Origin of the sequence: Ancylobacter pratisalsi, assembly GCF_010669125.1 — a bacterium.
GTDB lineage: Bacteria > Pseudomonadota > Alphaproteobacteria > Rhizobiales > Xanthobacteraceae > Ancylobacter > Ancylobacter pratisalsi.
The window spans coordinates 3431699-3455922 of sequence record NZ_CP048630.1 but is presented as its reverse complement, the minus strand read 5'-3'; the positions used below and the strand labels follow the sequence as shown (position 1 = coordinate 3455922).

27 protein-coding genes are annotated in these 24224 nt (G+C 66.3%); 15 read left to right on the top strand and 12 right to left on the bottom strand.

Translation table 11 applies throughout. From position 1 onward, the window contains the following. The first annotated feature begins 36 nt into the window (after nt 1-36). Nucleotides 37-1176 carry an alpha-hydroxy acid oxidase gene (locus G3A50_RS16235; protein WP_163076228.1) on the top strand — a complete coding sequence of 380 codons (1140 nt, stop codon included), beginning with the start codon at nt 37-39 and terminating at the stop codon, nt 1174-1176. 4 nt (nt 1177-1180) lie between these two features. Here the strand turns inward: G3A50_RS16235 and G3A50_RS16230 are convergent, their stop codons facing one another. Beyond that, on the bottom strand, nt 1181-1672 hold the full coding sequence (locus G3A50_RS16230) for a YcgN family cysteine cluster protein (RefSeq protein WP_163076227.1): 492 nt from the start codon (nt 1670-1672) through the stop codon (nt 1181-1183). A gap of 248 nt (nt 1673-1920) precedes the next feature. On the opposite strand from G3A50_RS16230, the gene G3A50_RS16225 reads away from it, so the two are divergent. The 4 genes from G3A50_RS16225 (at nt 1921) to G3A50_RS16210 (ending at nt 6996) form a co-directional block, all read left to right on the top strand. Next, a complete protein-coding gene (locus tag G3A50_RS16225) occupies nt 1921-4137 on the top strand; it encodes a transglycosylase domain-containing protein (RefSeq protein ID WP_210255322.1) in 2217 nt (738 codons plus the stop codon). A gap of 77 nt (nt 4138-4214) precedes the next feature. Continuing rightward, the gene (locus tag G3A50_RS16220; RefSeq protein WP_163076225.1) at nt 4215-4802 is read left to right on the top strand and encodes a DUF1214 domain-containing protein; all 588 of its coding nucleotides are present in this window, start codon (nt 4215-4217) and stop codon (nt 4800-4802) included. A 10-nt stretch (nt 4803-4812) separates the two neighbouring features. Further along, nucleotides 4813-5358, top strand: a complete 546-nt coding sequence (locus G3A50_RS16215) for a DUF1254 domain-containing protein (protein WP_163076224.1) — start codon at nt 4813-4815, stop codon at nt 5356-5358. Nucleotides 5359-5673: 315 nt separating this feature from the next. After that, nucleotides 5674-6996 (top strand): DUF2336 domain-containing protein, encoded by a 1323-nt coding sequence (locus G3A50_RS16210; RefSeq protein ID WP_246251782.1) that lies wholly within the window; start codon nt 5674-5676, stop codon nt 6994-6996. Nucleotides 6997-7010: 14 nt separating this feature from the next. Here the strand turns inward: G3A50_RS16210 and G3A50_RS16205 are convergent, their stop codons facing one another. Both G3A50_RS16205 and G3A50_RS16200 read right to left on the bottom strand, forming a co-directional pair. Then, nucleotides 7011-7349 carry a DUF1491 family protein gene (locus tag G3A50_RS16205; protein ID WP_163076223.1) on the bottom strand — a complete coding sequence of 113 codons (339 nt, stop codon included), beginning with the start codon at nt 7347-7349 and terminating at the stop codon, nt 7011-7013. An 8-nt stretch (nt 7350-7357) separates the two neighbouring features. Then, complete coding sequence (locus G3A50_RS16200; protein ID WP_163076222.1) at nt 7358-8050, bottom strand: peptidoglycan-binding domain-containing protein; 693 nt, start codon at nt 8048-8050, stop codon at nt 7358-7360. Nucleotides 8051-8256: 206 nt separating this feature from the next. Here G3A50_RS16200 and G3A50_RS16195 point away from each other — a divergent pair, with 206 nt between their 5' ends. Both G3A50_RS16195 and G3A50_RS16190 read left to right on the top strand, forming a co-directional pair. Beyond that, a complete protein-coding gene (locus tag G3A50_RS16195) occupies nt 8257-8751 on the top strand; it encodes a DUF5330 domain-containing protein (RefSeq protein WP_163076221.1) in 495 nt (164 codons plus the stop codon). Between the two features lie 58 nt (nt 8752-8809). Next, nucleotides 8810-9274: a SufE family protein gene (locus G3A50_RS16190; RefSeq protein WP_246251779.1), complete on the top strand. Its 465-nt coding sequence runs from the start codon at nt 8810-8812 to the stop codon at nt 9272-9274. On the opposite strand, the gene G3A50_RS16185 is transcribed toward G3A50_RS16190, so the two are convergent. Both G3A50_RS16185 and G3A50_RS16180 read right to left on the bottom strand, forming a co-directional pair. Further along, entirely contained in the window at nt 9271-9816 is a 546-nt protein-coding gene (locus G3A50_RS16185; RefSeq protein ID WP_163076220.1) for a DUF6456 domain-containing protein, read from the bottom strand. The two genes, G3A50_RS16190 and G3A50_RS16185, sit on opposite strands and share 4 nt — an antisense overlap. Continuing rightward, nucleotides 9806-10147 (bottom strand): helix-turn-helix domain-containing protein, encoded by a 342-nt coding sequence (locus tag G3A50_RS16180; RefSeq protein ID WP_163076219.1) that lies wholly within the window; start codon nt 10145-10147, stop codon nt 9806-9808. The genes G3A50_RS16185 and G3A50_RS16180 overlap by 11 nt, the downstream gene beginning before the upstream one ends. 198 nt (nt 10148-10345) lie before the next feature. Here G3A50_RS16180 and G3A50_RS16175 point away from each other — a divergent pair, with 198 nt between their 5' ends. After that, nucleotides 10346-10588, top strand: a complete 243-nt coding sequence (locus G3A50_RS16175; protein WP_246251777.1) for a hypothetical protein — start codon at nt 10346-10348, stop codon at nt 10586-10588. Nucleotides 10589-10646: 58 nt separating this feature from the next. On the opposite strand, the gene G3A50_RS16170 is transcribed toward G3A50_RS16175, so the two are convergent. Further along, the gene (locus G3A50_RS16170; protein WP_163076218.1) at nt 10647-11069 is read right to left on the bottom strand and encodes a Ros/MucR family transcriptional regulator; all 423 of its coding nucleotides are present in this window, start codon (nt 11067-11069) and stop codon (nt 10647-10649) included. 349 nt (nt 11070-11418) lie between these two features. Here G3A50_RS16170 and msrB point away from each other — a divergent pair, with 349 nt between their 5' ends. Continuing rightward, nucleotides 11419-11871, top strand: coding sequence for a peptide-methionine (R)-S-oxide reductase MsrB (gene msrB / locus G3A50_RS16165; RefSeq protein ID WP_163076217.1), 453 nt, complete (start codon nt 11419-11421; stop codon nt 11869-11871). After that, nucleotides 11868-13964 (top strand): S9 family peptidase, encoded by a 2097-nt coding sequence (locus G3A50_RS16160; RefSeq protein ID WP_163076216.1) that lies wholly within the window; start codon nt 11868-11870, stop codon nt 13962-13964. The genes msrB and G3A50_RS16160 overlap by 4 nt, the downstream gene beginning before the upstream one ends. Nucleotides 13965-14101: 137 nt before the next feature. Here the strand turns inward: G3A50_RS16160 and G3A50_RS16155 are convergent, their stop codons facing one another. Then, the gene (locus tag G3A50_RS16155; protein ID WP_163076215.1) at nt 14102-15193 is read right to left on the bottom strand and encodes a hypothetical protein; all 1092 of its coding nucleotides are present in this window, start codon (nt 15191-15193) and stop codon (nt 14102-14104) included. 312 nt (nt 15194-15505) lie between these two features. Here G3A50_RS16155 and G3A50_RS16150 point away from each other — a divergent pair, with 312 nt between their 5' ends. Then, nucleotides 15506-16102, top strand: a complete 597-nt coding sequence (locus G3A50_RS16150; protein ID WP_163076214.1) for a superoxide dismutase — start codon at nt 15506-15508, stop codon at nt 16100-16102. Nucleotides 16103-16186: 84 nt separating this feature from the next. On the opposite strand, the gene G3A50_RS16145 is transcribed toward G3A50_RS16150, so the two are convergent. Further along, a complete protein-coding gene (locus G3A50_RS16145; RefSeq protein ID WP_246251774.1) occupies nt 16187-16594 on the bottom strand; it encodes a hypothetical protein in 408 nt (135 codons plus the stop codon). Between the two features lie 68 nt (nt 16595-16662). Beyond that, complete coding sequence (locus G3A50_RS16140; RefSeq protein ID WP_163076213.1) at nt 16663-17658, bottom strand: zinc transporter ZntB; 996 nt, start codon at nt 17656-17658, stop codon at nt 16663-16665. Between the two features lie 195 nt (nt 17659-17853). Between G3A50_RS16140 and G3A50_RS16135 the strand changes: the two genes are divergently transcribed. Beyond that, nucleotides 17854-18234 (top strand): hypothetical protein, encoded by a 381-nt coding sequence (locus tag G3A50_RS16135; RefSeq protein WP_163076212.1) that lies wholly within the window; start codon nt 17854-17856, stop codon nt 18232-18234. A gap of 37 nt (nt 18235-18271) precedes the next feature. Here G3A50_RS16135 and folK read toward each other — a convergent pair whose 3' ends face one another. After that, the gene (gene folK / locus G3A50_RS16130) at nt 18272-18829 is read right to left on the bottom strand and encodes a 2-amino-4-hydroxy-6-hydroxymethyldihydropteridine diphosphokinase (protein WP_163076211.1); all 558 of its coding nucleotides are present in this window, start codon (nt 18827-18829) and stop codon (nt 18272-18274) included. Then, nucleotides 18819-19661, bottom strand: coding sequence for a dihydropteroate synthase (gene folP, locus G3A50_RS16125; RefSeq protein WP_163076210.1), 843 nt, complete (start codon nt 19659-19661; stop codon nt 18819-18821). The genes folK and folP overlap by 11 nt, the downstream gene beginning before the upstream one ends. A gap of 219 nt (nt 19662-19880) precedes the next feature. Here folP and G3A50_RS16120 point away from each other — a divergent pair, with 219 nt between their 5' ends. The 3 genes from G3A50_RS16120 (at nt 19881) to G3A50_RS16110 (ending at nt 23924) form a co-directional block, all read left to right on the top strand. Continuing rightward, nucleotides 19881-21533 carry a helicase HerA-like domain-containing protein gene (locus G3A50_RS16120; protein ID WP_163076209.1) on the top strand — a complete coding sequence of 551 codons (1653 nt, stop codon included), beginning with the start codon at nt 19881-19883 and terminating at the stop codon, nt 21531-21533. Nucleotides 21534-21559: 26 nt separating this feature from the next. Beyond that, nucleotides 21560-22942 (top strand): M20/M25/M40 family metallo-hydrolase, encoded by a 1383-nt coding sequence (locus tag G3A50_RS16115; RefSeq protein ID WP_163076208.1) that lies wholly within the window; start codon nt 21560-21562, stop codon nt 22940-22942. A 121-nt stretch (nt 22943-23063) separates the two neighbouring features. Then, nucleotides 23064-23924 (top strand): branched-chain amino acid aminotransferase, encoded by an 861-nt coding sequence (locus tag G3A50_RS16110; RefSeq protein ID WP_163076207.1) that lies wholly within the window; start codon nt 23064-23066, stop codon nt 23922-23924. A 68-nt stretch (nt 23925-23992) separates the two neighbouring features. On the opposite strand, the gene G3A50_RS16105 is transcribed toward G3A50_RS16110, so the two are convergent. Then, nucleotides 23993-24196, bottom strand: a complete 204-nt coding sequence (locus G3A50_RS16105; RefSeq protein WP_163076206.1) for a CsbD family protein — start codon at nt 24194-24196, stop codon at nt 23993-23995. Nucleotides 24197-24224: the final 28 nt, after the last annotated feature.

The following is a 24224-nucleotide window of genomic DNA, read 5'->3' as shown; positions in this document are numbered from 1 at the left end:
GCACCGGTGCCGGGCTGAAATCTGGAAACCTCGTCCATGACGGTCGTCACCAACATCCAGGACCTGCGCGCCATCGCGATGCGCAAGGTTCCCCGCGCTGTTTTCCATTACGCCGATCGTGGCTCCTATGACGAGGCGACGATCCGGGCCAACAAGGCGGACCTGTCCGCCATCCCGCTGCGCCAGCGCGTGATGATCGACGTGTCGGACCGCTCGACCGCAACCACGATGATCGGCGAGAAGGTGGCCCTGCCGCTGGCCATCGCGCCCACCGGCCTGACCGGCCTGTTCCATGGCGACGGCGAGATCCACGGCTGCCGCGCCGCCCACGCCGCCGGCATTCCCTTCACCCTCTCGACCATGTCGATCTGCTCCATCGAGGACGTGGCCGGCGCCGTGAGCAAACCGTTCTGGTTCCAGCTCTATGTGATGAAGGACCGCAAGTTCTCCGAGTCCCTCATCGAGCGCGCCAAGGCCGCCAAATGCTCCGCGCTCGTGCTCACGCTGGATCTGCAGATCCAGGGCCAGCGCCACATGGACATCAAGAACGGCCTGTCCGTGCCGCCCAAGCTGACGGTGGCCAACGCCATCGACATCGCCACCAAGCCGGCCTGGGCGCTGAGCGTGCTCATGGGCAAGCGCCATTCCTTCGGCAACCTCGCCGAGCGCGTGCCCGGCGCCGACAGCCTCACCACCCTGTCGCAGTGGATCGCCGGCCAGTTCGACCCCTCGCTGTCGTGGAAGGACGTCGAATGGGTGCGCTCGATCTGGCCGGGCAAGCTGATCCTGAAGGGCGTGCTCGACGTTGAGGACGCGAAGATCGCGGCCGAAACCGGGGCCGATGCCATCGTGGTCTCGAACCATGGCGGGCGTCAGCTTGACGGCGCCGTCTCGTCCATCTCGGCCCTGCCTCGCATCGTCGACGCCATCGGTGGCGGCAAGAGCGAGATCTGGTTCGACGGCGGCGTCACCTCGGGCCAGGACATCCTCAAGGCCCGCGCGCTCGGCGCCCGCGGCTGCATGATGGGCAAGGCCTTCCTGTGGTCGCTCGCGGCCGGAGGCCAGGCCGGCGTCGCCCAGGCGATCGAGATCATGCGCCGGGAACTCGACGTCTCCATGGCGCTGACCGGCACCAAGGACATCGAGCAGGTCGACGCGAGCGTGCTGGCGCTGTGAGGCCTCAGCTCCGCGTGCGCCGCGCCGCCGCGCGCGGCAGGCGCAGGGGCCAGCGCACCATGTGGTCGATGTAGTCCTCGAGCGGCAGTTCGTCCTCGGCGGCGTCCACCTTGTCCCGCACCGACACGCCGGCGGCATGAACGGTTTCAGGATCACCGGAAACCAGCGGGTGCCACCAGTAGAGGTCGCGCCCCTCCTCAATGAGGCGGTAGGCGCAGGAGGGCGGCAGCCAGTCGATGGCCCGCACCGTCTCCGGCGTCAGGCGCACGCAGTCGGGCACCTGCGCCTGCCGGTTCGGGTAGTCCCGGCACCGGCATCCCTGGTCGTCCAGCAGCCGGCATCCGATGTCGGTGTAGGCGATCGCTTCGGTGTCCTCGTCCTGCAGCTTCACAAGGCAGCAGCGCCCGCAGCCATCGCACAGGCTTTCCCACTCGGCGGTATCCATCTGGTCGAGGGTCTTGGTGCGCCAGAACGGCTCGGTCGTCTTTAAGGTCATCAAGCTTCCGCGAGAGGGTGCGTAACAGAGAGGGCCGCGCTTCACGAACCGGCCGCCCGTGCTTAGATAGCGTTCACCGTGCCACAAGGCGAGCCCGCCGATGGCCTCGTCCTGCGTGGACGTCTCGTCTATAAGGTCAGACGCCGCCGCTGGTCGAGGGTGGTTCAGGTTCGAGAGTGGCCCCGCGAAAGTGGGCCGGGTAGAGCGCCCATGGAGTACCGGGCTTGAGTGAGACGCCGAACCCCGACATGCCGGAAGACCCGAAGGAGGCCGTGCCGCCTCCCGGCACGCGGTCGCGCGGCAAGCGTCTGCGCAACGTTCTGCTCGCCATCGATTCCTGGATCGACAGCACGATCTACATGGGCGGCGTGCGCCTGCGGGCCTTTTGGCAAAGCTTCGTCGCCTTCACCGAGCGCTTCAATCTCCAGGGTCCCGCGCGCTGGGGCGTCGAGATCGCCTCTGAGGGCATGACCTGGGGTGCGGTCGGGGCGGTGCTGATGCTCGCGCTCGCCATTCCCGCCTTCCAGGAGACCTCGGACGACTGGCTCAAGCGCTCGGAACTGTCGGTGACGTTTCTCGATCGCTACGGCAACACCATCGGCGAACGCGGTATCCGTCACAACGACACCGTGCCGCTGGAGGAATTCCCGGACCATCTGATCAAGGCCGTGCTGGCCACCGAAGACCGGCGCTTCTATGAGCATTTCGGCATCGACATCCCCGGCACCTTCCGCGCCGTGCTGTCCAATGCGCGGGCCGGAGGCGTGGTCCAGGGCGGCTCGTCGATCAGCCAGCAGCTCGCGAAGAACCTGTTTCTTTCCAACGAGCGGACGCTTGAGCGCAAGATCAAGGAAGCCTTCCTGGCGCTGTGGCTGGAGTTTCATCTCACCAAGAACCAGATCCTCAAGCTCTATCTCGACCGCGCCTATATGGGCGGGGGCACCTTCGGCGTCGACGCTGCCGCGCAGTACTATTTCGGCAAGTCCGCCCGCGACGTGAACCTGGCGGAGGCGGCGATGCTGGCGGGCCTGTTCAAGGCCCCGTCCAAATTTGCCCCTCACGTCAACCTGCCCGCCGCGCGCGGCCGCGCCAGCGTGGTGCTCGACAATCTGGTCGATGCCGGTTTCATGACCGAAGGTCAGGTTTTCGGCGCCCGCCGCAACCCGGCCACCCCGATCGACCGCAAGCGCGAGGATGTTCCCGAGTACTATCTCGACTATGCGTTCGATCAGGTGAAGTCGATCGTCGACAGCTTGCCCAGAAGCTATTCGGAGCGCTCCTTCGTCGTCCGGACGGCGCTTGATCCCAATATCCAGAAGGCCGCCGACACCGCCATTCGCGACAGCCTCAAGCAGTTCGGCAAGGACTACGGTGCCAGCCAGTCCGCCATGGTGGTGATGGAGCCGAACGGGGCCGTGCGCGCCATGGTCGGCGGCCGCGACTATGGCGAAAGCCAGTTCAACCGGGCTACGGATGCGCTGCGTCAGCCCGGCTCTTCGTTCAAGCCCTACGTCTACACCGCCGCCCTGATGACGGGTAAATACACGCCGCAGACCATGGTGGTGGACGGGCCGATCTGCATTGGCAACTGGTGCCCACAGAACTATGGCCACTCCTATGCCGGCCGCATTCCCCTGATCACCGCCCTCACCCGCTCGCTCAACACCGTGGCGGTCAAGCTCGCGGAGTCGATCGGACGCGGCCGGATCGTGGATCTCGCACACGCCATGGGCGTGAAAAGCGAACTCAAGATCACCCGCTCGCTGCCGCTCGGCGCGGCCGAGGTCACCGTGCTGGACCAGGCGACCGCCTATTGCGTCTTCGCCAATGGCGGCTATGCCGTCGACCCGCACGCCGTCATCGAGATGCGCACGCCCAATGGCGATCCGGTGTGGAACTTCGCGCAGGACGGTGGAAAACCCAAGCGCGTCATCCCGCCCGAGATCATCGCCATGATCAACCCGATGCTGAACAGCGTCGTGGAACACGGCACCGCCCGCCGCGCGATCATTCCCGGCGTCAAGGTAGCGGGCAAGACGGGCACGACCAATTCCTATCGCGATGCCTGGTTCGTCGGCTTCACCGGTAACTACGCGGCGGCGATCTGGTTCGGCAATGACGACTACACCTCGACCCGCCGCATGACCGGCGGTTCCCTGCCGGCCATGACCTGGCAGAAGGTCATGGCGTTCGCTCATCAGGGCATCGAGATCAAGCCGACGCCCGGCCTCGACGATCAGCCGGCGCCGACAAGCAATGCCATCGCCCAGGCCTCGCTGCTCGAAATCGATGGCGTGAAGCGGCCCGTGACGCTTTCGCCGGCGGCGGCCGAGCGTCTGATGGGACTGTCCGCCCGGATGCGCGATGCCGCCAGCCAACCTCTCGCCCGCCCCTCCGCCGCGCTGGAGCAAGACCGTATCCTCGCCGGCCGGGATCCCGACATATCGCCGACCGGCAGCAATTGAAGGCCAGCACGATTGACCCCAGCGCCCCACGCGCCCATCGATGAGGGCGTTCCCGTCTCACCGGATTGCTCTGTGCCGTGCGTGCTTTCTTCTTTCTCCTGACGCTTGTCATCGGCGCCGCCGTCGGCCTTGGCCTGACCTGGGTCACCACGGTCAACGGCTACGGCCCCGGTCTGATCCGATCCGGTCCCTGGGAAGCCTGGCCGAAGGCCGGGACCGAGGAAGCCGATCCCTATGCGCGCGCCGCGCTGGCGCGGGCGGGTGAGCTCCCGCTTGAGCTCGCCGACGGGCTCGCCTTTGTCGCCCGAACCGACAGCAGCGGCGCCGCGCTGGACGGGCGGTGCGACATCCGCCTTACCGGCGGCATCCCGCAGGCCCGGTTCTGGACGCTGACCGTAACCGATGCGCGCGGCCGGCTCATCGACAACGCGGCCATGCGCAGCGGTTTCACCAGCACGGAGGTGGTGTGGAACCGCGACGGCACGCTGGACATCGCCCTCGGCCCCCGCGCCCGCGCCGGCAACTGGCTGCCGACCGGCGCACGCGATCGCATCGTCCTGACACTCCGGCTCTACGACACCCCCGTCGGCCTCGCCAGCCGCACCAGCGATGCACCGGAAATGCCGCGCCTTGTGACCGAGCGCTGTCCGTGGTCGGGATCGTGAGGAAACCCCGATGAAATGGCTCGCCCTGCCGGTTCTCGCCGGCCTCGTCCTTGGCGTCATCGTGCATCTGGTGGCGGTGCTGATCCTGCCCTATTACGCGGAGCAGGACGCCTACGCGCGGCTCTCTGCCGTCGGCAGCATCAACATGTTCGCGCAGATCGACGACCCCGACGCGTTCGGAGCGGTGCTTCCGGATTCGGATCCCGCCTTCGTCTCGGCGGTGTGTCTTTATGATCTGAGCGAGGGGCCGCTTAAGGTACGGGTGCCGACAACCGACGACTACACCTCAGTGTCCTTCTACACCCGCTTCGGTCTGCCCTTCTACGCCATCAACGACCGCTCGGCCGGGCGCCGGGTTATCGAGCTGGACCTTATGAACACGATGCAGAAGGCCGCGCTGCCTGAGAACAGCGAAGTGACCGCCGCCGATCGCCTGGTCGTGGAATCGCCCAGCGACGAAGGTATCGTGCTCATTCGCTCCATGGTGCGTGAGCGCAGCGCACGTGACGCGATCCGCGCGCGCATGAACGCGGCAAGCTGCGGTTCGGCCCTTTAGGCTTTCAGGTTCAAAGGGATTCAACCGGAGCCTTGTTTTCGAGGCGCGGTACGGTGCCGGGCCTTAGCAACTGGACCACGGGAAGAATAATCACCTCGCCCGGGCGATCTGGCGTCGCGCGGGCGGGCCGGGCCTCGCCCGACGACCGGAACGGCGGAAAAGCAACCACGGAGCCCATTTCACCCTCCTGAAAAATCGACCGGGCCCCGACAAGTAACAGCCCGTCATGGTTAACGGCTTGCTAACGTTCAACGCCTAGCTTGGATTCGCGAATCCCCGAGCGAGGCTCGGCGTTCTCTCAAACCTGTCTGCCTCATGCCTCCCACGTCCGGCTCCGGCCTCAAATCACTGATCGAGGAAGCGCGTCGCCGGCACGACGACACGCGCCCGGATATGTTGCGGCTGCTGGTCGAGCTCTATCTTGACCAGCCGGGTCATGACGAGTTCGAGCAGGCCCGTTTCGCCCAACTCGCCATCCGGCTGGTTGACTCCATTGATACTCCCGTCGCCGCCCGTCTGATGCGCGCCCTGGCGCCGCGTCCGGACCTTCCCCGCGCGCTCGCGCTGCATCTCGCGCAAGGGCCTCTTGCGCTTGCCGGTCCCGTGCTGCGCCTTTCGCCGGTGCTCGACGACAAGACCTTGGCCGCCCTCGCCGAGGAACTCCCCGCCTCCCACGCCGCCGCGATCACCGCGCGGCGCGAGGTCTCTCCCGCGCTCGCCAAGAAGCTGGCGGATCTGGTCCATCGCACCAGCGAAGCCCCGCCGGCCGAAGACAAGCCCACCGAAGAGCAGACTTCCGGAGAAGAGGTCGTCGTGGAAGACACTCCGGCGGAGGAGATCGAAACCCATATTGCGGCCGATATCGAAATTGCCCCCCAGGTTCCTGCGATTGCTGCAGTCGTCGCGGAACCTTCAGAGCCCGCCCGCGGTGACGCATCTGCGACCACACCGGCCGCGCCGCGCGACGTGGACGGCGCGACACCCGAAGACTTAGCGCCAGCCTCACCGACGCCCACCTCTGCGGAGTCAGAGCGCGACCAGCCGACGGCGGAAACCGCGCCACCTCAGCCGGCCGAATACGCCATCGCAACTCCCAGTTCGACCCTTGCAAGGGCCGACTATCTCGCCGCCAGTCCGGAAGATCGGACTTTCATCATCGCCCGGTTGGTCACCGTGCCCCCTCTGCCGATGGCCGAGCGCGTCGCGCCGGCCGGCGAGGAAATGACCGAAGCCCTGCTGGAGGCGGCACGAAACGGCACGCCGGCGCAGGTCAGCGCGCTTGTGGAAAAGGCGCTCGGCGTGACGTCGGAGAACGCGGCCCGTATCGTCGACGACCCGAGCGGACAGGCCCTCGCGGTCGCCGCGCGGGCGCTTGGGCTTTCGTTCGCGGTGCTGTCGCGGGTGCTGTTCCGGCTGCACCCGGTGGCTGGGCGCTCGGCCGCCGAGATGACCCGGCTGGCCGACATGTTCGATTCGCTGACAGCTGCCGGCGCCCAGCACCTCGTCGCGTCCTGGCGTAGCGGCCGGCGTGCCGCGCGCGAGAAAGCCGAGGACACACCATCCATGCGCAGCTTTGCCCAGCCGCGCCCCGCTCCCCAGCCTGCCGCCGAACTCACGGAATCGCGCCGCCCGGGCTGAACGGCCCAGGAGCCTCAGCTGGCGGCCAGATCCAGAAAATGGCGGCCGGCACGGTCCTCGATCTCCACGAACCAGAGGTCCGGATCGAAGCGGATTTCCTTGCTCATCCGCTCCTCGACATCCATTTCCGGCGCCTCCGACGGCACCAGCACCGCGAAGTAGCGCCCGTCCCGCTCGGCATCCATTGAGGGTGGCGCGGGACCATAGAGCGCGGCCCGTCCGTCAAGCGTCGCAACCTTGACGAAGATTGCCCCTGCCTCTTCCGAGCCGCGCCGGCGCACGGCGGCAAACGCCCCCTCCACGGTGCACCGGCGCAGCAGCGCCGAGACCCATATGGCACTTTTGAGCCGCATCACCGGACCTATTGGATGGAGAACCCGGCAACCGCGTTGAGCTCACGCACCAGCCGGTCGGAAATCTGGCCCGTTACCGGGAGGCGGCGGTCACGTTCGAATCGCTCGATCGCCTCCTGCGTCGCCTCACCAACACGACCGTCGATATGGATGGGTCCATAGCCCAGACGAGCCAGTGCCTTCTGGATCTCCATCACGCGCGGCGAGACGGCGATCTCGGCCGGTGGGCGGGGGCTGGACGCGGGCGAGGCAGGCTCGGGCGTCAAGGCCGTCGGCGCGGGAAGACTGGGTTGAGGCGCGGCCACCGCACGCGGGGGCGGCGCGGCCGGCTTCGTGGGCGGCAGCGGCATGGCTGGCGCCAGAGGCGTTGGAGCCGCGGGAGGTGTTACCTCGACCGGCGCGGACGTGGAGGCTGGCGAAGGCGCCGCGATCGGCCGGGGTGTGGCCGCCGAGGTGGCGGGTGCGCTGGCCCCTTCCCGCAGCTCGGCCGGAGCGGCGAGCGGGGCTGGCGCGCCACCGGAACGCCTGCCGTCCTGCATGGCCAGCGCGTTGAACAAGACGGCCGCGCTCGCGGCGGCGGCCATCACGATCATGAAGACGTCGGAACGGCGACGGCCGGAACGATAGGGCCGGCCCGCGGCGCGCTCGCCGTCGAGATCGATATCATCCACCAGGAGATCGCTGGCATAGGATCGGGGCATAAGATCAACCGGGACTCAACGCGACGCCTTCCGGCGTCATGGGGAAACTGTGCCACGCCACGCTTAAGCGATCACTAAAGCGCTCACCTTGCTTAACATCGGCTTTCCACATTGCGCGGAATTCGCGCCATCCTTTGGCGGGTTGAGCAACCCCTTGGCTCTATGTTGCCCCTACGGAGGCACAAGCCAAGGTGGCGAGGCACGTTATGTTCTTTCTATTGCGTATTGGATTCTGGCTGACCCTTGTCTTCCTGCTGCTTCCCGGCATTCCGGGCGGCCCCTCGCATGATGGCGCCCAGCAGGCCGGCACGGCGAAGGTCGATGCGGTGGACGCGCTGTCGGCGGCGACATCGGCAATGGCGGATGCGGGCGGCTTCTGCGGACGCCAGCCGCAAGCCTGCGCGATCGGCGCCCAGATCTTTGATATGATCGGCCAGCGGGCCGAGGCCGGCGCGCGCTACGCGCTCTCCTATATTTCCGAGCAGATTTCAGAGCAGAAGCGCCGGGCCGCCGCCCGCGCCATGGGATCTCCCGCCGGGGACACCCTGACGACGCATGATCTGGCGCCGGAATGGCAGGGGCCCAAGCGTCCCATGTTAGACGCCGCGTCGACCGGCTCGATTTCCTCGCCCACGCTCCAGCCCGCGGACGCGCCCCCAGCCTCGACCAGCGTACCGCGCCCGCCGAAGCGGCCGGCCTGAGGCCCTTGCCATTGCGCCGCGGGGGCCCTCGCCCCTATATGCGCGATGAAAGGCGCTCATGATGACTTCGCAGAACGCGACGACCTCGCCGGTGTCGGCACTGACGATCGATTCGATCATCGAGGATTTCGAATTTCTCGATAATTGGGACGACCGTTACCGCTATCTCATAGAGCTCGGGCGCAAGCTTCCCCCCTTCCCGGAAGACGAGCGCACCGAGGATACCAAGGTGCAGGGCTGTGCCAGCCAGGTCTGGCTCATCAGCCACCCCACCAAGGCGGTCGACGGAACGCATCTCGATTTCGTCGGCGATTCCGACGCCCATATCGTACGCGGCCTCGTCGCGATCTTGCTGGCGCTGTATTCCGGCCGCCCGGTGGCGGAGATCGCCGCCACCGACCCGACCCCCGTATTCGAGCGCATCGGACTGAAAGACCATCTCACGCCGCAGCGCTCCAATGGACTGCGCTCGATGGTCGAGCGCATCCGCTCGGATGCGCGTGCCATCCTGTCGGCGCCCTAGCCGGCTCCGCCCTCCGGCTGGGTGCGGAAAGCCCGGATTGGGCCGTGCCGCGGCCCTTCAGCCTGTCCCGACAGCCCATAGTGCCGTGCCAGCCGGTCCAGCCCCAGCGCCAGCACGACCTTGGCGGTGCGCGCCGGCCAGCCGCGCTCACGCTCGACCTGCTCCATCCCTTTCAGGAAACAGCACACATCCATCAGCAGTCCTGAGAACTCCGGCCCCACCGCGTCCATCGCCCGTGCCAGACGCTGCTTGGATGCCAGGATCGCCTCGGACAGGGCGAGCCCCGGCCCCTGGCTGCCCCGCGCACTGCGGGGCATGGCGCTCCAGTCGGCGGTGAGGCGCGGCATCATCTGCGCGCGGGTGAAATCGCCCCGTAGCCTTTCACCGGCGAGAAGCTGCACCGGCGCGATCAGCGCACGCCCGTCGCGCCCGCGCCGGCTTGCCAGCCAGGCGAGCGGACTTTCGTCGAGGTCCACCACCACGTCGAGCGTTTCGCCACAGAGCTCAACGCTCTGAAGGCCCAATCGGCGTTCACGCGACATGGAGCACCTCCCCGGCGAGCGTCTGGCTGATCCTGTTCTCCAGAGCCGCCATCTTGAGATCCCAGCCGGGCGTTTCCCGATACTCCTCCATCCGCCGGCAAGCATGCGCCACGGTGGAGCGGTGGCGCCCGAAGCCGCGCGCCACCGCGCTCATCGAGAGGCCAAGGCCCACATGGGCCAGATACATCGCGAGCGCCCGGGTGGTCGAGACAGCGTGACTGAGGCGGCACCGATTCAGCACCGCGTGGAAGGGCACGCCCGCCTCATCGGCAACCAGCCGCGCGGCGAGACGGCAGAGTTCGGGAGCTGTGGGAAGTGTCTGAGTGTCCATGCCTGAATTCCCCAAAATAGGAATTCAATCCCTACACACTCTTTGGTTGCGTTCAACATAAACACAACCATATTTGATTTCATGAACTTCGGTGGCCTGGACGGCCTCCCGAGGGAAATCGTTCTAGGAATTATATCCGCACCCCGCGATACCTCTCCAATAATCCGGCCCATGGTGAACCCACGCATGAGGTCGGACATGACGCCCAGCCGTTCTCGTCAACGCATTCGCGCCCAACGCACGCACGAACCGGCGACGGCCATCGCCATGCGAAGCGACGCCTTGCGGCCGTTTCTCGGAAACACCGTGGAGGAAAGGCGCTCGCGGCTACGCAACATGCTGCGTGCCGAGCGCGGTGCCGCGCGGCGCGGCGTTGGCTATGATCCGCTGCGCCACGCGGCAATCAGTCGGCTGATGCGCGAAATCACGGGTGGAAAATGAAAAAGGCGCCGCGAACATCGCGACGCCCTTCAATAGGATGGAACCCGTCAGGTCCGGATCAACGCCGAGGCGTGCGCCGACGCTGCTGGCCCAGACCCATCTGCTTGGCCAGGGCGGAACGCGCGGCGGCGTAGTTCGGAGCGACCATGGGATAGTCCAGGGGCAGGCCCCACTTCTCGCGATACTGCTCGGGCGTCAGATCATACTGCGTGCGCAGATGACGCTTGAGCGACTTGAATTTCTTTCCGTCTTCAAGGCACACGATGTAATCGGGCGCGATCGACTTCTTCACCGGCACCGCCGGACGAAGCGGCTCGACGACCGGCTCGGCTTCTCCCTTGCCGAGCCGCTGCAGAGCGGAATGCACATCGCCGATCAGCATCGGCAAATCATTCGTCAGGACAGCATTGTTGCTTACATAGGCGGAGACAATATCGGCAGCGAGCTCGATATAGTTCTCGGCATCCGTGGTGTCGCTCATGGGCCAATCTTCACATGACATACAAAAAGGGGAGCGCCACATTGCGGGCGCGGCAGGCAACCGCTGGAGCGCTTCCCAATACGCTATCAGATAACGTACTTCACTCGGCAAGCGGATATAACATGCTAAATAGACTTACTGCGTATCCATCGCAAGATTTTTCGTAACAAAAACCATCTTGTCTGTGTTCTGCCAAGGTACGCCCCTATACACCGGTCGAAAAAGGCAAGCTGAAATCGTGTCGTTGTGGAGGCAGATCAGTAGCAGCCACAGCTTCGTGAAACCGTTCAAGGCTTGCAGGCGCGCCCGAGCGCGCCTATCTCGACGCTGAAAACGCAAGGAAAAAGCCATGAATGAAGGATCTCGCCGTCCCAAAGTGGTGAAGACGGACGCCGAATGGCGCGCACAGCTCACGCCGGAGCAATACCGCGTTACCCGGGGACACGGCACGGAATGCGCCTTCAGCGGTCCGCATCTCGCGCAGAAGGTGCCCGGCGTCTACAGCTGCGTCTGCTGCGATACACCCCTGTTCCGCTCCGACGCCAAGTTTGAATCAGGCACCGGCTGGCCCAGCTTCTTCCGCCCGGTGTCGCCGGACGCGATTGTGGAACACCACGACACCTCCTACGGCATGCGCCGTGTCGAAGTGCGCTGCGCCACCTGCGACGCGCATCTCGGCCACGTCTTCCCGGATGGCCCGCGTCCCACCGGCATGCGCTATTGCATAAACGGGGTCGCCCTCAGCTTCCAGGCTGACGCGCCCGCCGCAGACACCACCCCAGCACGTGGGACCGCTTCGTGAATCACCACACCACCGCCGTCCCGCATGCCCCGCTGGTCCGCACGTTCCATGGCCAGACGCTGACCGACCCCCATGCCTGGCTTCGCGCCGAGAACTGGCGCGATGTCATGCGCGACCCCGCCGTGCTCGCCCCCGATATCCGCGCCTGGCTTGAGGCCGAAAACGCGGCGGCGGACACGTGGCTCGCCCCTCATACCGACCTGCGCAAGCGCCTCGTCAGGGAGATGCGGGCGCGGATCAAGGAAGATGATTCATCCGTGCCGGCGACGGACGGCCCGTTCGCCTACTTCACCCGCTTTCGCGAGGGCGGGCAGCACCCGCTGATCTGTCGGCGCCCGGCCGGCGCCATTGCGGGCGAGACCATACTGCTCGACGGCGACGCCCTCGCCGACGGCAAGGCCTATTTCCAGTTCGGCGACGCCCACCAGTCGCCCGATCACGCGCTGTATGCCTGGACAGCCGACGAGGCGGGTTCCGAATATTACACGCTGCGCGTGCGCGACATCGCGACCGGCGAGGACCGTCCCGACACCATCGAAGAGACCACCGGCGACGTGCTGTGGAGCGCGGACGGCGCCTTTCTGCATTACGTGCGCCGGGACGCCGAGCATCGTCCCAGCTTCGTCTATCGCCACAGGCTCGGCACCGATCCCGCCGAGGACACGCTGATCTACGAGGAGCCGGACAAGGGCTTCTTCGTCTCGCTCGGACGCACGCAGTCGGGAAGGTTCGGGCTGATCTCCTGCGGCGACCACGACACCAGCGAGGTCTGGCTCATCGACCTCGCCGCCCCTCTCACGCCACCCAGGCGTGTCGAGCCGCGTTCGCCGGGATTGCGTTATGGTGTCGAGCATCACCCCGCGCTCGACGGCGTCGAGAGCCTGATCATCGAAACCAATGCCGACGGGGCCGAGGATTTCAAGATCGTCGCGACCCCGCTCGCGGCGCCGGGGCGGGCGAACTGGCACGAGATCGTACCCTACAGGGCAGGCAGGCTCATCCTCTCGGTCAGCGTGTTTCGTAACCATCTGGTGCGGCTCGAGCGGGAGGATGGGGTTCCGCGTATCATCGTGCGCAGCCTCACCGATGGCGCCGAACACCCCATCGGCTTTGCGGAAGAGGCCTATTCGCTGGGCTTCGATCCCGGCTACGGCTTCGACAAGACCGAGATCCGCTTCTCTTATTCGTCCATGACCACCCCTTCCGAGGTGTGGGACTACGACATGGCGAGCCGCGCCCGTGTGCTGCGCAAGCGTCAGGAAGTGCCGTCCGGCCACGATCCCAAGCGCTATGTGACCCGCCGCCTCATGGCACCCGCGCCGGATGGTGAGCTGATTCCCATTTCCCTGCTGTTCGCGGCCGACACCCCGCTGGATGGCACCGCCCCCTGTCTGCTTTACGGCTATGGCGCCTACGGCATTTCAATTCCGGCCAACTTCTCCACATCACGTCTGTCGCTGGTGGATCGCGGCTTTGTCTATGCGATCGCCCATATCCGCGGCGGCACCGAGAAGGGGTGGCGCTGGTATCGCGAGGGCAAGCTGGCGAAGAAGACCAACAGCTTCACCGACTTCATCGCCGCCGCCGAGCATCTCGTCGCCGAGCGCGTGGCCGCGCCGGATCGCATCATCGCCCATGGCGGCTCGGCGGGCGGTATGTTGATGGGAGCGGTCGCGAACATGCGCCCCGAGCTTTTCGCCGGCATCGTGGCGGAGGTCCCCTTCGTCGACGTGCTGAACACGATGCTGGACGACACGCTCCCGCTGACGCCGCCGGAATGGCCGGAATGGGGAAACCCGATCACCGATCCGCAGGCATTCGCCACCATTCGGGCCTACTCGCCCTACGACAATGTCGCCGCGAAGGACTACCCCGCGCTGTTCGCCCTCGCCGGTCTCACCGATCCGCGCGTGACCTATTGGGAACCGGCGAAATGGGTGGCCAAGCTGCGTACGGCCAAGACCGACACCAACCCGCTGCTGCTGCGCACCAACATGGATGCGGGCCACGGCGGTGCGGCGGGACGGTTCGACCGGCTGGAAGAGACCGCGATGGTCTATGCCTTCGCCCTCAGCGTGGCGGGCGCGCTTTAGCCCCAGAGAGCCACGTCCGGCCGCATCGTTCTGACACCGGCCGGCTTCTGCCTGCCCTGAAAACGCACGTGCCGCGACATTCGGCTCCCGAATGTCGCGGCACTGTCTGTCTGCCCGCATGGCGCGGAGAGGGTCGGTCAGCCTTCCCCGCGTGCGGCCGCGCTGCTGGCGACGTGGTCGCGCAGTTCCTGGAGCGACGCAAAGCGTAGCGTTCCATCCGGCAGGTCCGCCTCGATCGAACCGTCGGAATACAGCTTGTAGGCCATGCCCCCGATCGTTCCGGCCTTCAGCACGGTGATGGACGGCTCGACGATCTCTTCCTCGACATCTCCCAGCAGGTCCGATTCCCGAAGGAAAGCCGGCGGCTCGCCGGGGTCGGGGATCGTCTCGTCGCGCAGTCTGGGGGGACGCGGTTCGCTCATTGGCACGGATGGCGACGGAGCCATGGGCGCGGAAACGGCAGGCGCCGAGACGGCAGGGGTCGAAACCGTCGGAGCCTGCGGCGTCGGCGCGGGGGCTGACGGGCGCGGCTCGCCGAAACGGGGGACGAAATCGTCGCCGGAGAAACTTCCCGACGTCGGGCGCTCGCGGCTCTCGCGCAGGAAGGCCGGCGGCTCGCGGCGCGCAAGGTCGGGCCGCAGCGGCTCCAGACGCGGCTCGTCAAAAGCCGGCTCGCGAGAAGGCGCCATCGGCGGGGGCGACAAGGGAGGCGGCGGCAGCGGTTCAGGGCTGGCGGGCTCGCTCGGCTCCTCGGCGACAGGCTCGGCCTCGCGCTTGCGGCGGAACCAGGAGGGCAGCCCCCGTCCGGCGTCCGCGGCGCGTTCTTCGGCGGCGGGGCGGACCGGTGCGGCGGGTTCGGGCTCCGGCGGCGGCGAGAAGGCCGGCGGCTCTGCGCGGGGCGCCTCCTCGACCGGCGGCGCGAACGCCGGTTCGAAAGGCTCAGCGTGGATCGGCAAGGCGCCGGCATGTCCATGCTCGGACGCGGCGACGTGAATGTCATCCTCGTCGGGTTCGAAGTGCACGACCCCGTCGAGCTTGTTGCCAATGTCCACCAGCGCCCGGTGAATGAAGCCGAGCCCGAGCAGCAGCATACCGCCGACAAAGCCGATGCTTCCGGCGGTCATCAGCGCCGCGCCGGAAGTTGTCTCGGACGACCCGAAGCCAATTGTGCCCAGAAGGACACCGAGAACGGCAATCGCAATCCCGATGCCAATGAGAATTGCACCCATGTAGAAACTCCGTCGGACCGATTCGCCATCGGCCCTTCTTCTATGTGACATTACGTCCAGCACAGCTATTGCGAAAGCGTCGCGCGGGAAGACCGCATGCGTGCAACGACCTTTAGTGAAGCGATGCTCGGGGTATCGACCCCGCCCGGCCGGTGCTGCGAGGAAGAATTGCAGCGCACACGATGCTTTTGGTTGTCCGCCGTCGGTTACAGCCCTATCTAAATCATCGCCTAACTCTCGCGGTGTTTCGGCACCCGTGCGGGAGCGCCGCGACGCGGCATGGTCGAGTTTCAATTTGCGGAGACAGCTTCAATGTCCTTCACGCTTCCCGAGCTTCCCTATTCCTACGACGCGCTCAATCCCTTCATGTCGCGCGAGACGCTCGAGTACCACCACGACAAGCACCATCAGGCTTACGTGACCAACGGCAACAATCTGCTGAAGGGTACCGAGTTCGAGGGCAAGACGCTGGAGGAGATCGTCAAGGGCTCCTACGGCAAGAATGCCGGCCTGTTCAACAATGCCGGCCAGCACTTCAACCACATCCATTTCTGGAAGTGGATGAAGCCCAATGGCGGCGGCGCCATCCCCGGCGAACTCGAAAAGAAGATCGTCGAGGATCTCGGCTCGGTCGAGAAGATGAAGGAAGACTTCATCCAGGCCGGCGTCACCCAGTTCGGCTCGGGCTGGAACTGGCTCGCGGTCAAGGACGGCAAGATCGTCGTCATGAAGACCCCGAACGGCGAAAACCCGTTGGTCCACGGCGCCACCCCGATCCTGGGCTGCGACGTGTGGGAACACTCCTACTACATCGACTACCGCAATCGTCGCCCGGACTATCTCAAGGCCTTCGTCGACAGCCTGGTGAACTGGGAATACGTCGCCGAGCTTTATTCCAAGGCCGTCTGACGCGCCTTGCGTTCCATGAGAAGCCGTCCGCACCTCCGGGTGCGGGCGGCTTTTTTTCATGTGCGCGTGGCCGTTCCCCTCGGCTCAGCCCGCATAGGGGCGGCGCGGCCTCGGCTGGTTGCTGAGCACGCAATAGTCGGCCCAGAAATTATACTGGTAGGCGGAGCGCCACTGGTAGAGCCAGTTCTCGCAGGTGGCTTTGTTCGTGAAGCAGCCGGAGACGGTGCGCGTCTGGATCTTGTTGAGGTTCACCCCCCATTCGCGCTGGCCGGTGAAATGGCCGTACCAGAGCTTCGAGGGCGGTATCTTCTCGGCCATGGCGGCGCAGTCGCCGCCCGGAAAAACGCCGGTGTATTCGTAGGCACGGGCCTTCTGCCCGCCGGCGACCGCGAGCGCGGCCGCCCCAATGGCCGCACCCAAAGCAAGACGTGCAGCGGAAATGCGCGCGTTGGCCATGCTCGGCACGGCAAACGCCTTCTGTCCCGGCTTCATCTCCGCGTCCTCCCTGGCTGGCGTACCCGGCGGCTGAGCGCCACCATACACCCGCGCCGATTGACGCGTCAGATCCAGCGCGCCCAGCGGAACAGCACGGCCGCCATGGCCAACCCCGCAGCCGTCGCCAGCAGGGTGACAGTCCAGAAACCGGAAGGGTCGTCGCTGCCGGGAATGCCGCCGACATTCATGCCCATGAGACCCGTGGCCAGCGTCAACGGGGCGAAAACCACCGTCACCACGGCGAGGATCAGCATGGAGCGGTTCATCTGCTCGGCGCGGCGTTCCACCATCTGGTCGTAGATCACGGCGGCGCGGTCACGCACCGAATCCAGTTCCTCGGCGAATCGTGTCACCCGGTCGGCCGCCTCTCGCAGCCGGTTGCGGTCGCGCTGGGAAAGCCATTCGGCATCTTCCAGCGAGAAGTGGTTCAACGCCTCGCGCTGTGGGGCGATGTAGCGGCGCAGCAGGATCGCCACGCGCCGCACCTCGGAAACCTTGGCGCTGAGGTTTGACAGCGTCGCGTTCAGCACCAGTTCCTCAAGTTCGTCGGCATCCTCGGCCAGCGCCGTGATCACCGTGTCCATGCGGTCGACGAGGCGCATCGACAGGTCGGCGATGAACTCGCCGGGGGTGTGCGGCGCGCGTCCGCGCGCCAGTGCGTCCTCGAAATCGGCCACCGCCGAAAGCGAGCGCTGGCGCACCGAAACCACGCGGTTCGGTTCCACCCAGAACCGGATCGAGTGCATCTCGTCGGGCAGCGAATAAGGCATGAGGTTGATGCCGCGCAGATTGAGAAACGCGCCATGCTCGAACAGCGAGCAGCGCGGACGTGTCTCGGCGGCGACCATGGAATCGGCGATCGCGGGATCGATGCCGCTCTCATGGGTAAGCCAGCTCTCCTTGTCTCCCTGGCCGCGGTCGAGCTGTTGGAAATGCACCCACTGGAACCCGGCGCCCGGCATCGGCCCCTGCCGGATCTCCTTCCAGCCGATCCGCTGTGCCCGCCCCATGCCGTCGAATACCCAGGCGGCCACCAGCCCTTCGTTGTCATAGTCGGGCAAGATCAGGCTCCTCAACGCGATGCTGCCGCCCCGGCGGCGATGAACGGGGGATGAACATGCCCCAATGAATGCGTTCAGCTTAATGAACCTTTTGCAACAGCCGGTTCAGACTGGGTTCGGGCAGGGGATTCTAGTGTCGCCTCTATCGACGGTCACATCGGCCGCCAGCGAGTGCCAGGACAAGACGAGGACGCCATGTTTCATTTTGCCAAGCCTGCCAAGATCGCCGCGCTCGCGCTCGCGGCCGTCGCTCTCGCCACCAGCCTGCCGACCCCCTCGCAGGCCGGCAACAACACCGGCGCAGCCATCGCCGCGGGGGTTGTTGGCGGTCTGGTCGTCGGCGGCCTCGCGGCCGCAGCCGCCAACAACAACTACTACGCCCCGCCGCCGCCCCCGCCGGCCTATGGCCCGGGCTATGGTCGGGGTGGTTATGGCCCCGGCTACGTGCCTGCCGCCGGTCCCGGCTATTACGGCCCGGTCTACAACTACCGCCGCCCGCGTTGCTTGACCCAGACCCAGACCTTCTACAACCGCTGGGGCCGTCCCTATTACCGCGACGTCGAGGTCTGCCGCTGAGCGGGAGCCCCTGCGGGGACGGCTCCTTCGGGAGCCTTCAGCCCTCGCTCGCGGATGAGGGCTCGACTTTCACGATGCCGGTGCGGTCCAGCTCGCCCAGAGCCTGGCGCACCGGCACACCCTGCACCACCAGGTCGGGCGCGAGCTCCGCCAGCGGGATTAGGGCGAAGGCGCGCTGCATCATCCGCGGATGAGGAATCTCAAGGTCCGGTTCGGCGATCACATCATCGCCGAACAGCAATATGTCGATGTCGATGGTACGTGGCCCGAAACGCACCTCGCGGGTACGGTCGCGCCCGAACGCATGCTCGACGCCGAGCAGCATGTTGAGCAGCTCGCGTGCCGAGAGTTCGGTCTCCACCGCGACCACCATGTTCAGATAAGGGCCCTGCGGCACCGGTCCCCAGGGCGGCGTCTCGTAGAGCGAGGACCGCGCGACGATCCTCAGCCCCGAGCGCGCGATCAACCCCACGGCTTTCGCCATGGTGCCGGCGCGATCGCCGAGATTCGAGCCGAGGCAGAGATAGGCCACGCGCTTCTCGACCGGGCGCGGACGGCGGATGAAGAAGTCGGGCGGCGGGGTTTTACTGGGCACGCAGAATAGCCTCCGTCACCCGCGCGGCCTGCACATGGGCCGCGACATCGTGCACGCGGATGATCGCGCAGCCGGCCATGATGCCGATCACGTTGGAGGCGATCGTTCCCGGCAGCCGCTCGGCGGGCGTCGCCTCGATCACCTTGCCAATCAGCGATTTGCGTGAGGTGCCGAGCAGGATCGGGAAGCCGAGCTTGCCGATCTCGCCCAGCGAGGCCAGCGCCTTGAGGTTCTGCTCGAAGGTCTTGCCGAAACCGATGCCCGGATCGAGGCTGATGCGCTCGGGACGGATGCCCGCGCGCGCGGCACGCTCCAGCGCCTGCTCGAAAAAGGCCAGCATGTCCGCCACGATATCGACTGACCCATCAACGCTGGCGCGGTTGTGCATGGCCACCAGCCCGGCATCATGGGCGGCGGTGACACGCGCCATGTCGGGGTCGCCCATCAGTCCCCAGATGTCGTTCACGATCGCCGCGCCGTGCTTCAGCGCCGCCTCGGCGACAACAGCCTTCTGCGTGTCGATGGAGATCGGTACCGAGACGTGAGCCAGCGCGTCGAGGGCCGGCAGCACCCGCGCGATCTCCTCTTCGGCCGGCACCGGGGTGTGGCCCGGCCGGGTCGATTCCCCGCCAATGTCGATGATGTCGGCGCCCTCACCGACCATGCGCTCGGCATTGGCCACGGCATCCGCCAGCGCGGTGCTGCGCCCGCCATCGGAAAACGAATCCGGGGTGACGTTGAGGATCCCCATCACCAGCGTGCGCCCGGCATAATCGAGCCGGCGTCCGCGCGCGTCGAGAAGGCGTCTGGTCGGCGGCGTGAGAGACGTCATGGCGTTTCCGGCGTTGCAGTCATTGTGTTCCCAATCGCCCGCCACCGCGCGGAAGGCAAGTGGTGGACGGCACGTAGGCGGCGCGAAGAGAAGGATTGGCGCGCGGCGAATTCGCCCCGCCCCTGTCACATCGCACCATTGGACGATGCAAGGCCGCTTGCCGAACGCCCCTCGCCTGCGCTCTAAAGGGTGCCTCAGTTCGCTCCCGGGGAGACGGCCATGTCCGTAGAGGTTGAGGGCAAGATTTTCGTCGGCAAGAGCGAGAAGCCCGAATATCTCACGCTCAAGCTCGCCAACCGCCACGGCCTCGCCACAGGTGCCACCGGCACCGGCAAGACGGTGACGCTGCAGACGCTGGCGGAAGGCTTCTCGCGGGCCGGCGTGCCGGTCTTCGCCGCCGACATCAAGGGCGACCTGTCCGGCGTCGCCATGCCCGGCGAGGGCCAGGACTGGATCGTCAAGCGCTGCGCCGAGATCGGTGCCGACTACATTCCCGACGAGTTCCCGGTGATCTTCTGGGACCTGTTCGGCGAGCAGGGCCATCCCGTGCGCGCCACGGTCTCGGAAATGGGCCCGCTGCTTCTGGCCCGGCTGATGAACCTCAACGACGTGCAGGAAGGCGTGCTCAACGTCGTATTCCGCATCGCCGACGAGCAGGGCCTGCTGCTGCTGGACCTGAAGGACCTGCGCGCCATGCTGGCCTTCACGGCGGAGAACGCGGCAAAGCTCACCACCACCTATGGCAACGTCTCACCCGCCACCGTCGGCGCCATCCAGCGCGCTCTGCTGGTGCTGGAAAACCAGGGCGCGGACAAGTTCTTCGGCGAGCCCGCGCTCGACATCAAGGACCTGATGCGCGTCGATCCGCGCTCGGGCTACGGCACCATTTCGCTCCTGGCCGCCGACAAGCTGATGGGCTCGCCCCAGCTCTACGCCTCCTTCCTGCTGTGGCTGTTGTCGGAACTGTTCGAGGAGCTTCCCGAGGTCGGTGACCCCGACAAGCCGAAGGTGGTGTTCTTCTTCGACGAGGCCCACCTGCTGTTCGACGACGCGCCCAGGGCGCTGCTGCAGAAGATCGAGCAGGTGGTTCGCCTCATCCGTTCCAAGGGGGTCGGCGTCTATTTCGTCACCCAGAACCCGCTCGACGTGCCCGAAACCGTGCTCTCGCAGCTGGGCAACCGGGTGCAGCACGCGCTGCGCGCCTTCACCCCTCGCGACCAGAAGGCGGTGAAGGCCGCCGCCGACACCTTCCGGCCCAATCCCAAGCTCGACACCGCACAGGTCATCACCGAGCTGGGCAAGGGCGTGGCGCTGGTCTCGATGCTGGAGGGCAACGGAACCCCGTCCATGGTCGAGCGCACCTTGATCTGCCCGCCCTCCGCGCGCGTCGGGCCGATCGATCCGGAAATGCGCAAGCTCAGCATGCAGCGCAGCCCGGTCAGCAAACTCTACGACACGACCGTCGACCGCGAATCCGCGTATGAAATGCTCGCCAAGCGCGCCGAGGAAACCGCTCCCGAGGCGGCACCGGAGGCGCCCGCCGCGCCCAAGCCCACAGAGGCAGGAGCCGCCTCCGGTGGAAGCTGGCTCGACGGCGTACTGGGCGGCCTGCTCGGCACCCGCACGCGCGGGCGGATGTCGATCGGCGAGCAGGTCGCGCGCCAGGTCACCCGCGAGGTGGTCAACCAGGCGACCAAGGCGATATTGCGCAACGTGCTCGGCGGCCGCGCCCGGTCCACGCGCGCGGTCTCCTCAACGCCGACACGCGCCAAAAGCTCCGGCAGCGCTTCCGCCGCCTCCAATGATTCCAACGATTTCGCCCAGATCTTCGATGACTTCACCGGCCCCGGCTCCGGCAAGCGCCGGAAGTGAACCGTTACAAGTGAGTTGATACCGCCATGTCCGATCTCGACCGGGTTCTCGCCGCCGTCGACGCCGATCTCGATGCCAGCCTGGAGCGCCTCTTCGCGTTCCTGCGCATCCCTTCCATTTCCACCGACAGCGCCTATGCGTCCGAGTGCCGGCGCGCGGGCCAGTGGCTGGTGGACGACCTCGCCGGGCTCGGCTTCACGGCGAAGCTCAACGACACGCCCGGGCACCCCATCGTCACCGGGCGCTCGGAAACCGGCGCCTCGCGGCGGGTGATGTTCTACGGCCATTACGATGTGCAGCCCGTCGACCCGCTCGACCTGTGGCAAAGCGCGCCGTTCGAGCCATGCATCGTCGAGAACGAAGAGGGCGTGAAGCGCATCGTCGCGCGCGGCTCCGCCGACGACAAGGGCCAGGTCATGACCTTCGTCGAGGCCTGCCGTGCCTTCGTCAAGGTCACCGGCAAGCTGCCGATCGACGTCACCGTCATGGTTGAAGGCGAGGAAGAGAGCGGTTCGGCCAATATCGGGCCGTTCATCGATGCCCACAAGGACGAGCTGAAGGCCGATCTGGCCCTGGTCTGCGACACCGGCATGTGGGACCCGCAGACCCCGGCCATCATCCTGTCGCTGCGCGGGCTGATGCATGATGAGATTGTCGTGCGCTGCGCCGACCGCGACCTGCATTCGGGCTATTACGGCGGCGCGGCGGCAAACCCGCTGCATGTCCTCGCCAAGATCCTCGCCGAGGTCCACGGCACGGACGGCGCGATCACCATTCCCGGCTTCTATGACGGGGTGATCGAGCCGCCGGACTACATGAAGGCATCGTGGGCCGATCTCGACCTGACGCCCGAGAACTTCCTCGGCCCCGTCGGCCTTGCCCAGCCGATCGGCGAGCAGGACCGCTCGCTCGTCGAGATGATTTCATCGCGCCCCACCTTCGAGGTCAACGGGATGTGGGGTGGCTATATCGGCGAGGGCTCGAAGACGGTGATACCCGCCATCGCCACCGCCAAGATCTCCTGTCGCCTGGTGGCGAACCAGGACCCCGTCCATGTGCGCGACGCGGTGCGAGCCTTTGTGCGCTCGCGCATTCCCGCGGACTGCTCGGTTGAATTTCTTGGCGGTGAAGGCTCGCCCGCCGTCGCCGTGGCCCACGACAATCCCGACCTTGGCAAGGCCGCGGAAGCCCTGGCGGCGGAATGGGGCAGGCCCCCGGTCACCATCGGCGAGGGTGGCTCGATCCCGGTTGTGGGCGCGTTCAAGAAGGCGCTCGGGCAGGACACGCTGCTCGTCGGCTTTTCGCTCGACGACGACCGCATCCACTCGCCGAACGAGAAATACGACCTGACCTCGTTCCACAAGGGAATCCGGAGCTGGGTGCGCATCCTCGCGGCGCTGGCCGGGTAAGCCGGCCGACCCTCGGGACTAGACCTAAATCGGGTTGCCCCGTGGGTGGGAGAGGTCGAAAACCAAGGGCCATGCTCCGCCGACCCGGCCACGATATCCCGGTCCAGAAAAGGAACATCCGATGACCCACCGCTGGTCCCCGACCTGGACCTATCTCGATGGCGCCTGGCACGAAGGCAATGTTCCGATCATGGGCGTGCGCACTCACGCCTCCTGGCTCGGGACATCGGTGTTTGATGGCGCGCGCGCCTTTGAGGGCGTCACGCCCGACCTCGACCTTCACTGCGCCCGGATCAACCGCTCGGCGGTGGCGATGGGGCTGAAGCCCGCCGTGTCGGTGGAAGAGTGGATGGCGCTGACAGAAGAGGGGCTGAAGCGCTTCCCGGCAGATGCCGCGCTCTATATCCGCCCGATGTACTGGGCGGAATATCCCGGCGCGCGCACGGTGGATGCCGATGCGGAATCAACCCGCTGGTGCCTCAGCCTCTATGAGGCGGCGATGCCCCAGCCCTCACACGGCACCTCGATCACGCTCTCGCCATTCCGGCGGCCAACGGTTGAATGCGCGGTGACCGACGCAAAGGCCGGCGCGCTCTACCCCAATAACGCCCGCGCGCTGGTGGAATGCCACCGCCGCGGCTTCGACAACGCCGCGCTTTGCGACATGCTGGGCAATGTGGCGGAACTCGCCACCGCCAATGTCTTCATGGTGAAGGATGGCGTCGCCCTCACCCCTGCGGCGAACGGCACGTTCCTCGCGGGCATCACCCGCACCCGTTCCATCAAGCTGATGCGGGCCGCCGGCATCGAGGTCGTCGAGACCTCGCTGCGCTGGGACGATTTCCGTCAGGCGGACGAGCTTTTCACGACCGGCAATTATTCCAAAGTGGCGCCGATTACCCGCATCGAAGATCGAGACCTCCAGCCGGGTCCGGTATTTCGCCGGGCGCGCGAACTCTACTGGGACTTCGCCCACGCCTGAAAAGACCAGCTAGAAACGACTTCGCCCCCGCTATAGGGCGGGGGCTCCATCGTCCACGGTGGCGCCGGTCACATCTTGAACTGGCGGCTCCAGTTGTCGATCTGCTTGTTGGCCTCGTCCTTGGCCAGCCCGTAGCGCTCCTGAAGGACGCCTTCAAGTTCCTCGCGCTTGCCGTGCATGCGGTCGAGGTCGTCATCGGTCAGCTTGCCCCACTGCTGCTGCAGCTGACCCTTGACCTGCTTCCAGTTGCCTTCAATGCGATCCCAGTTCATTGGATGTCTCCTTTTTGAACAAACGCCC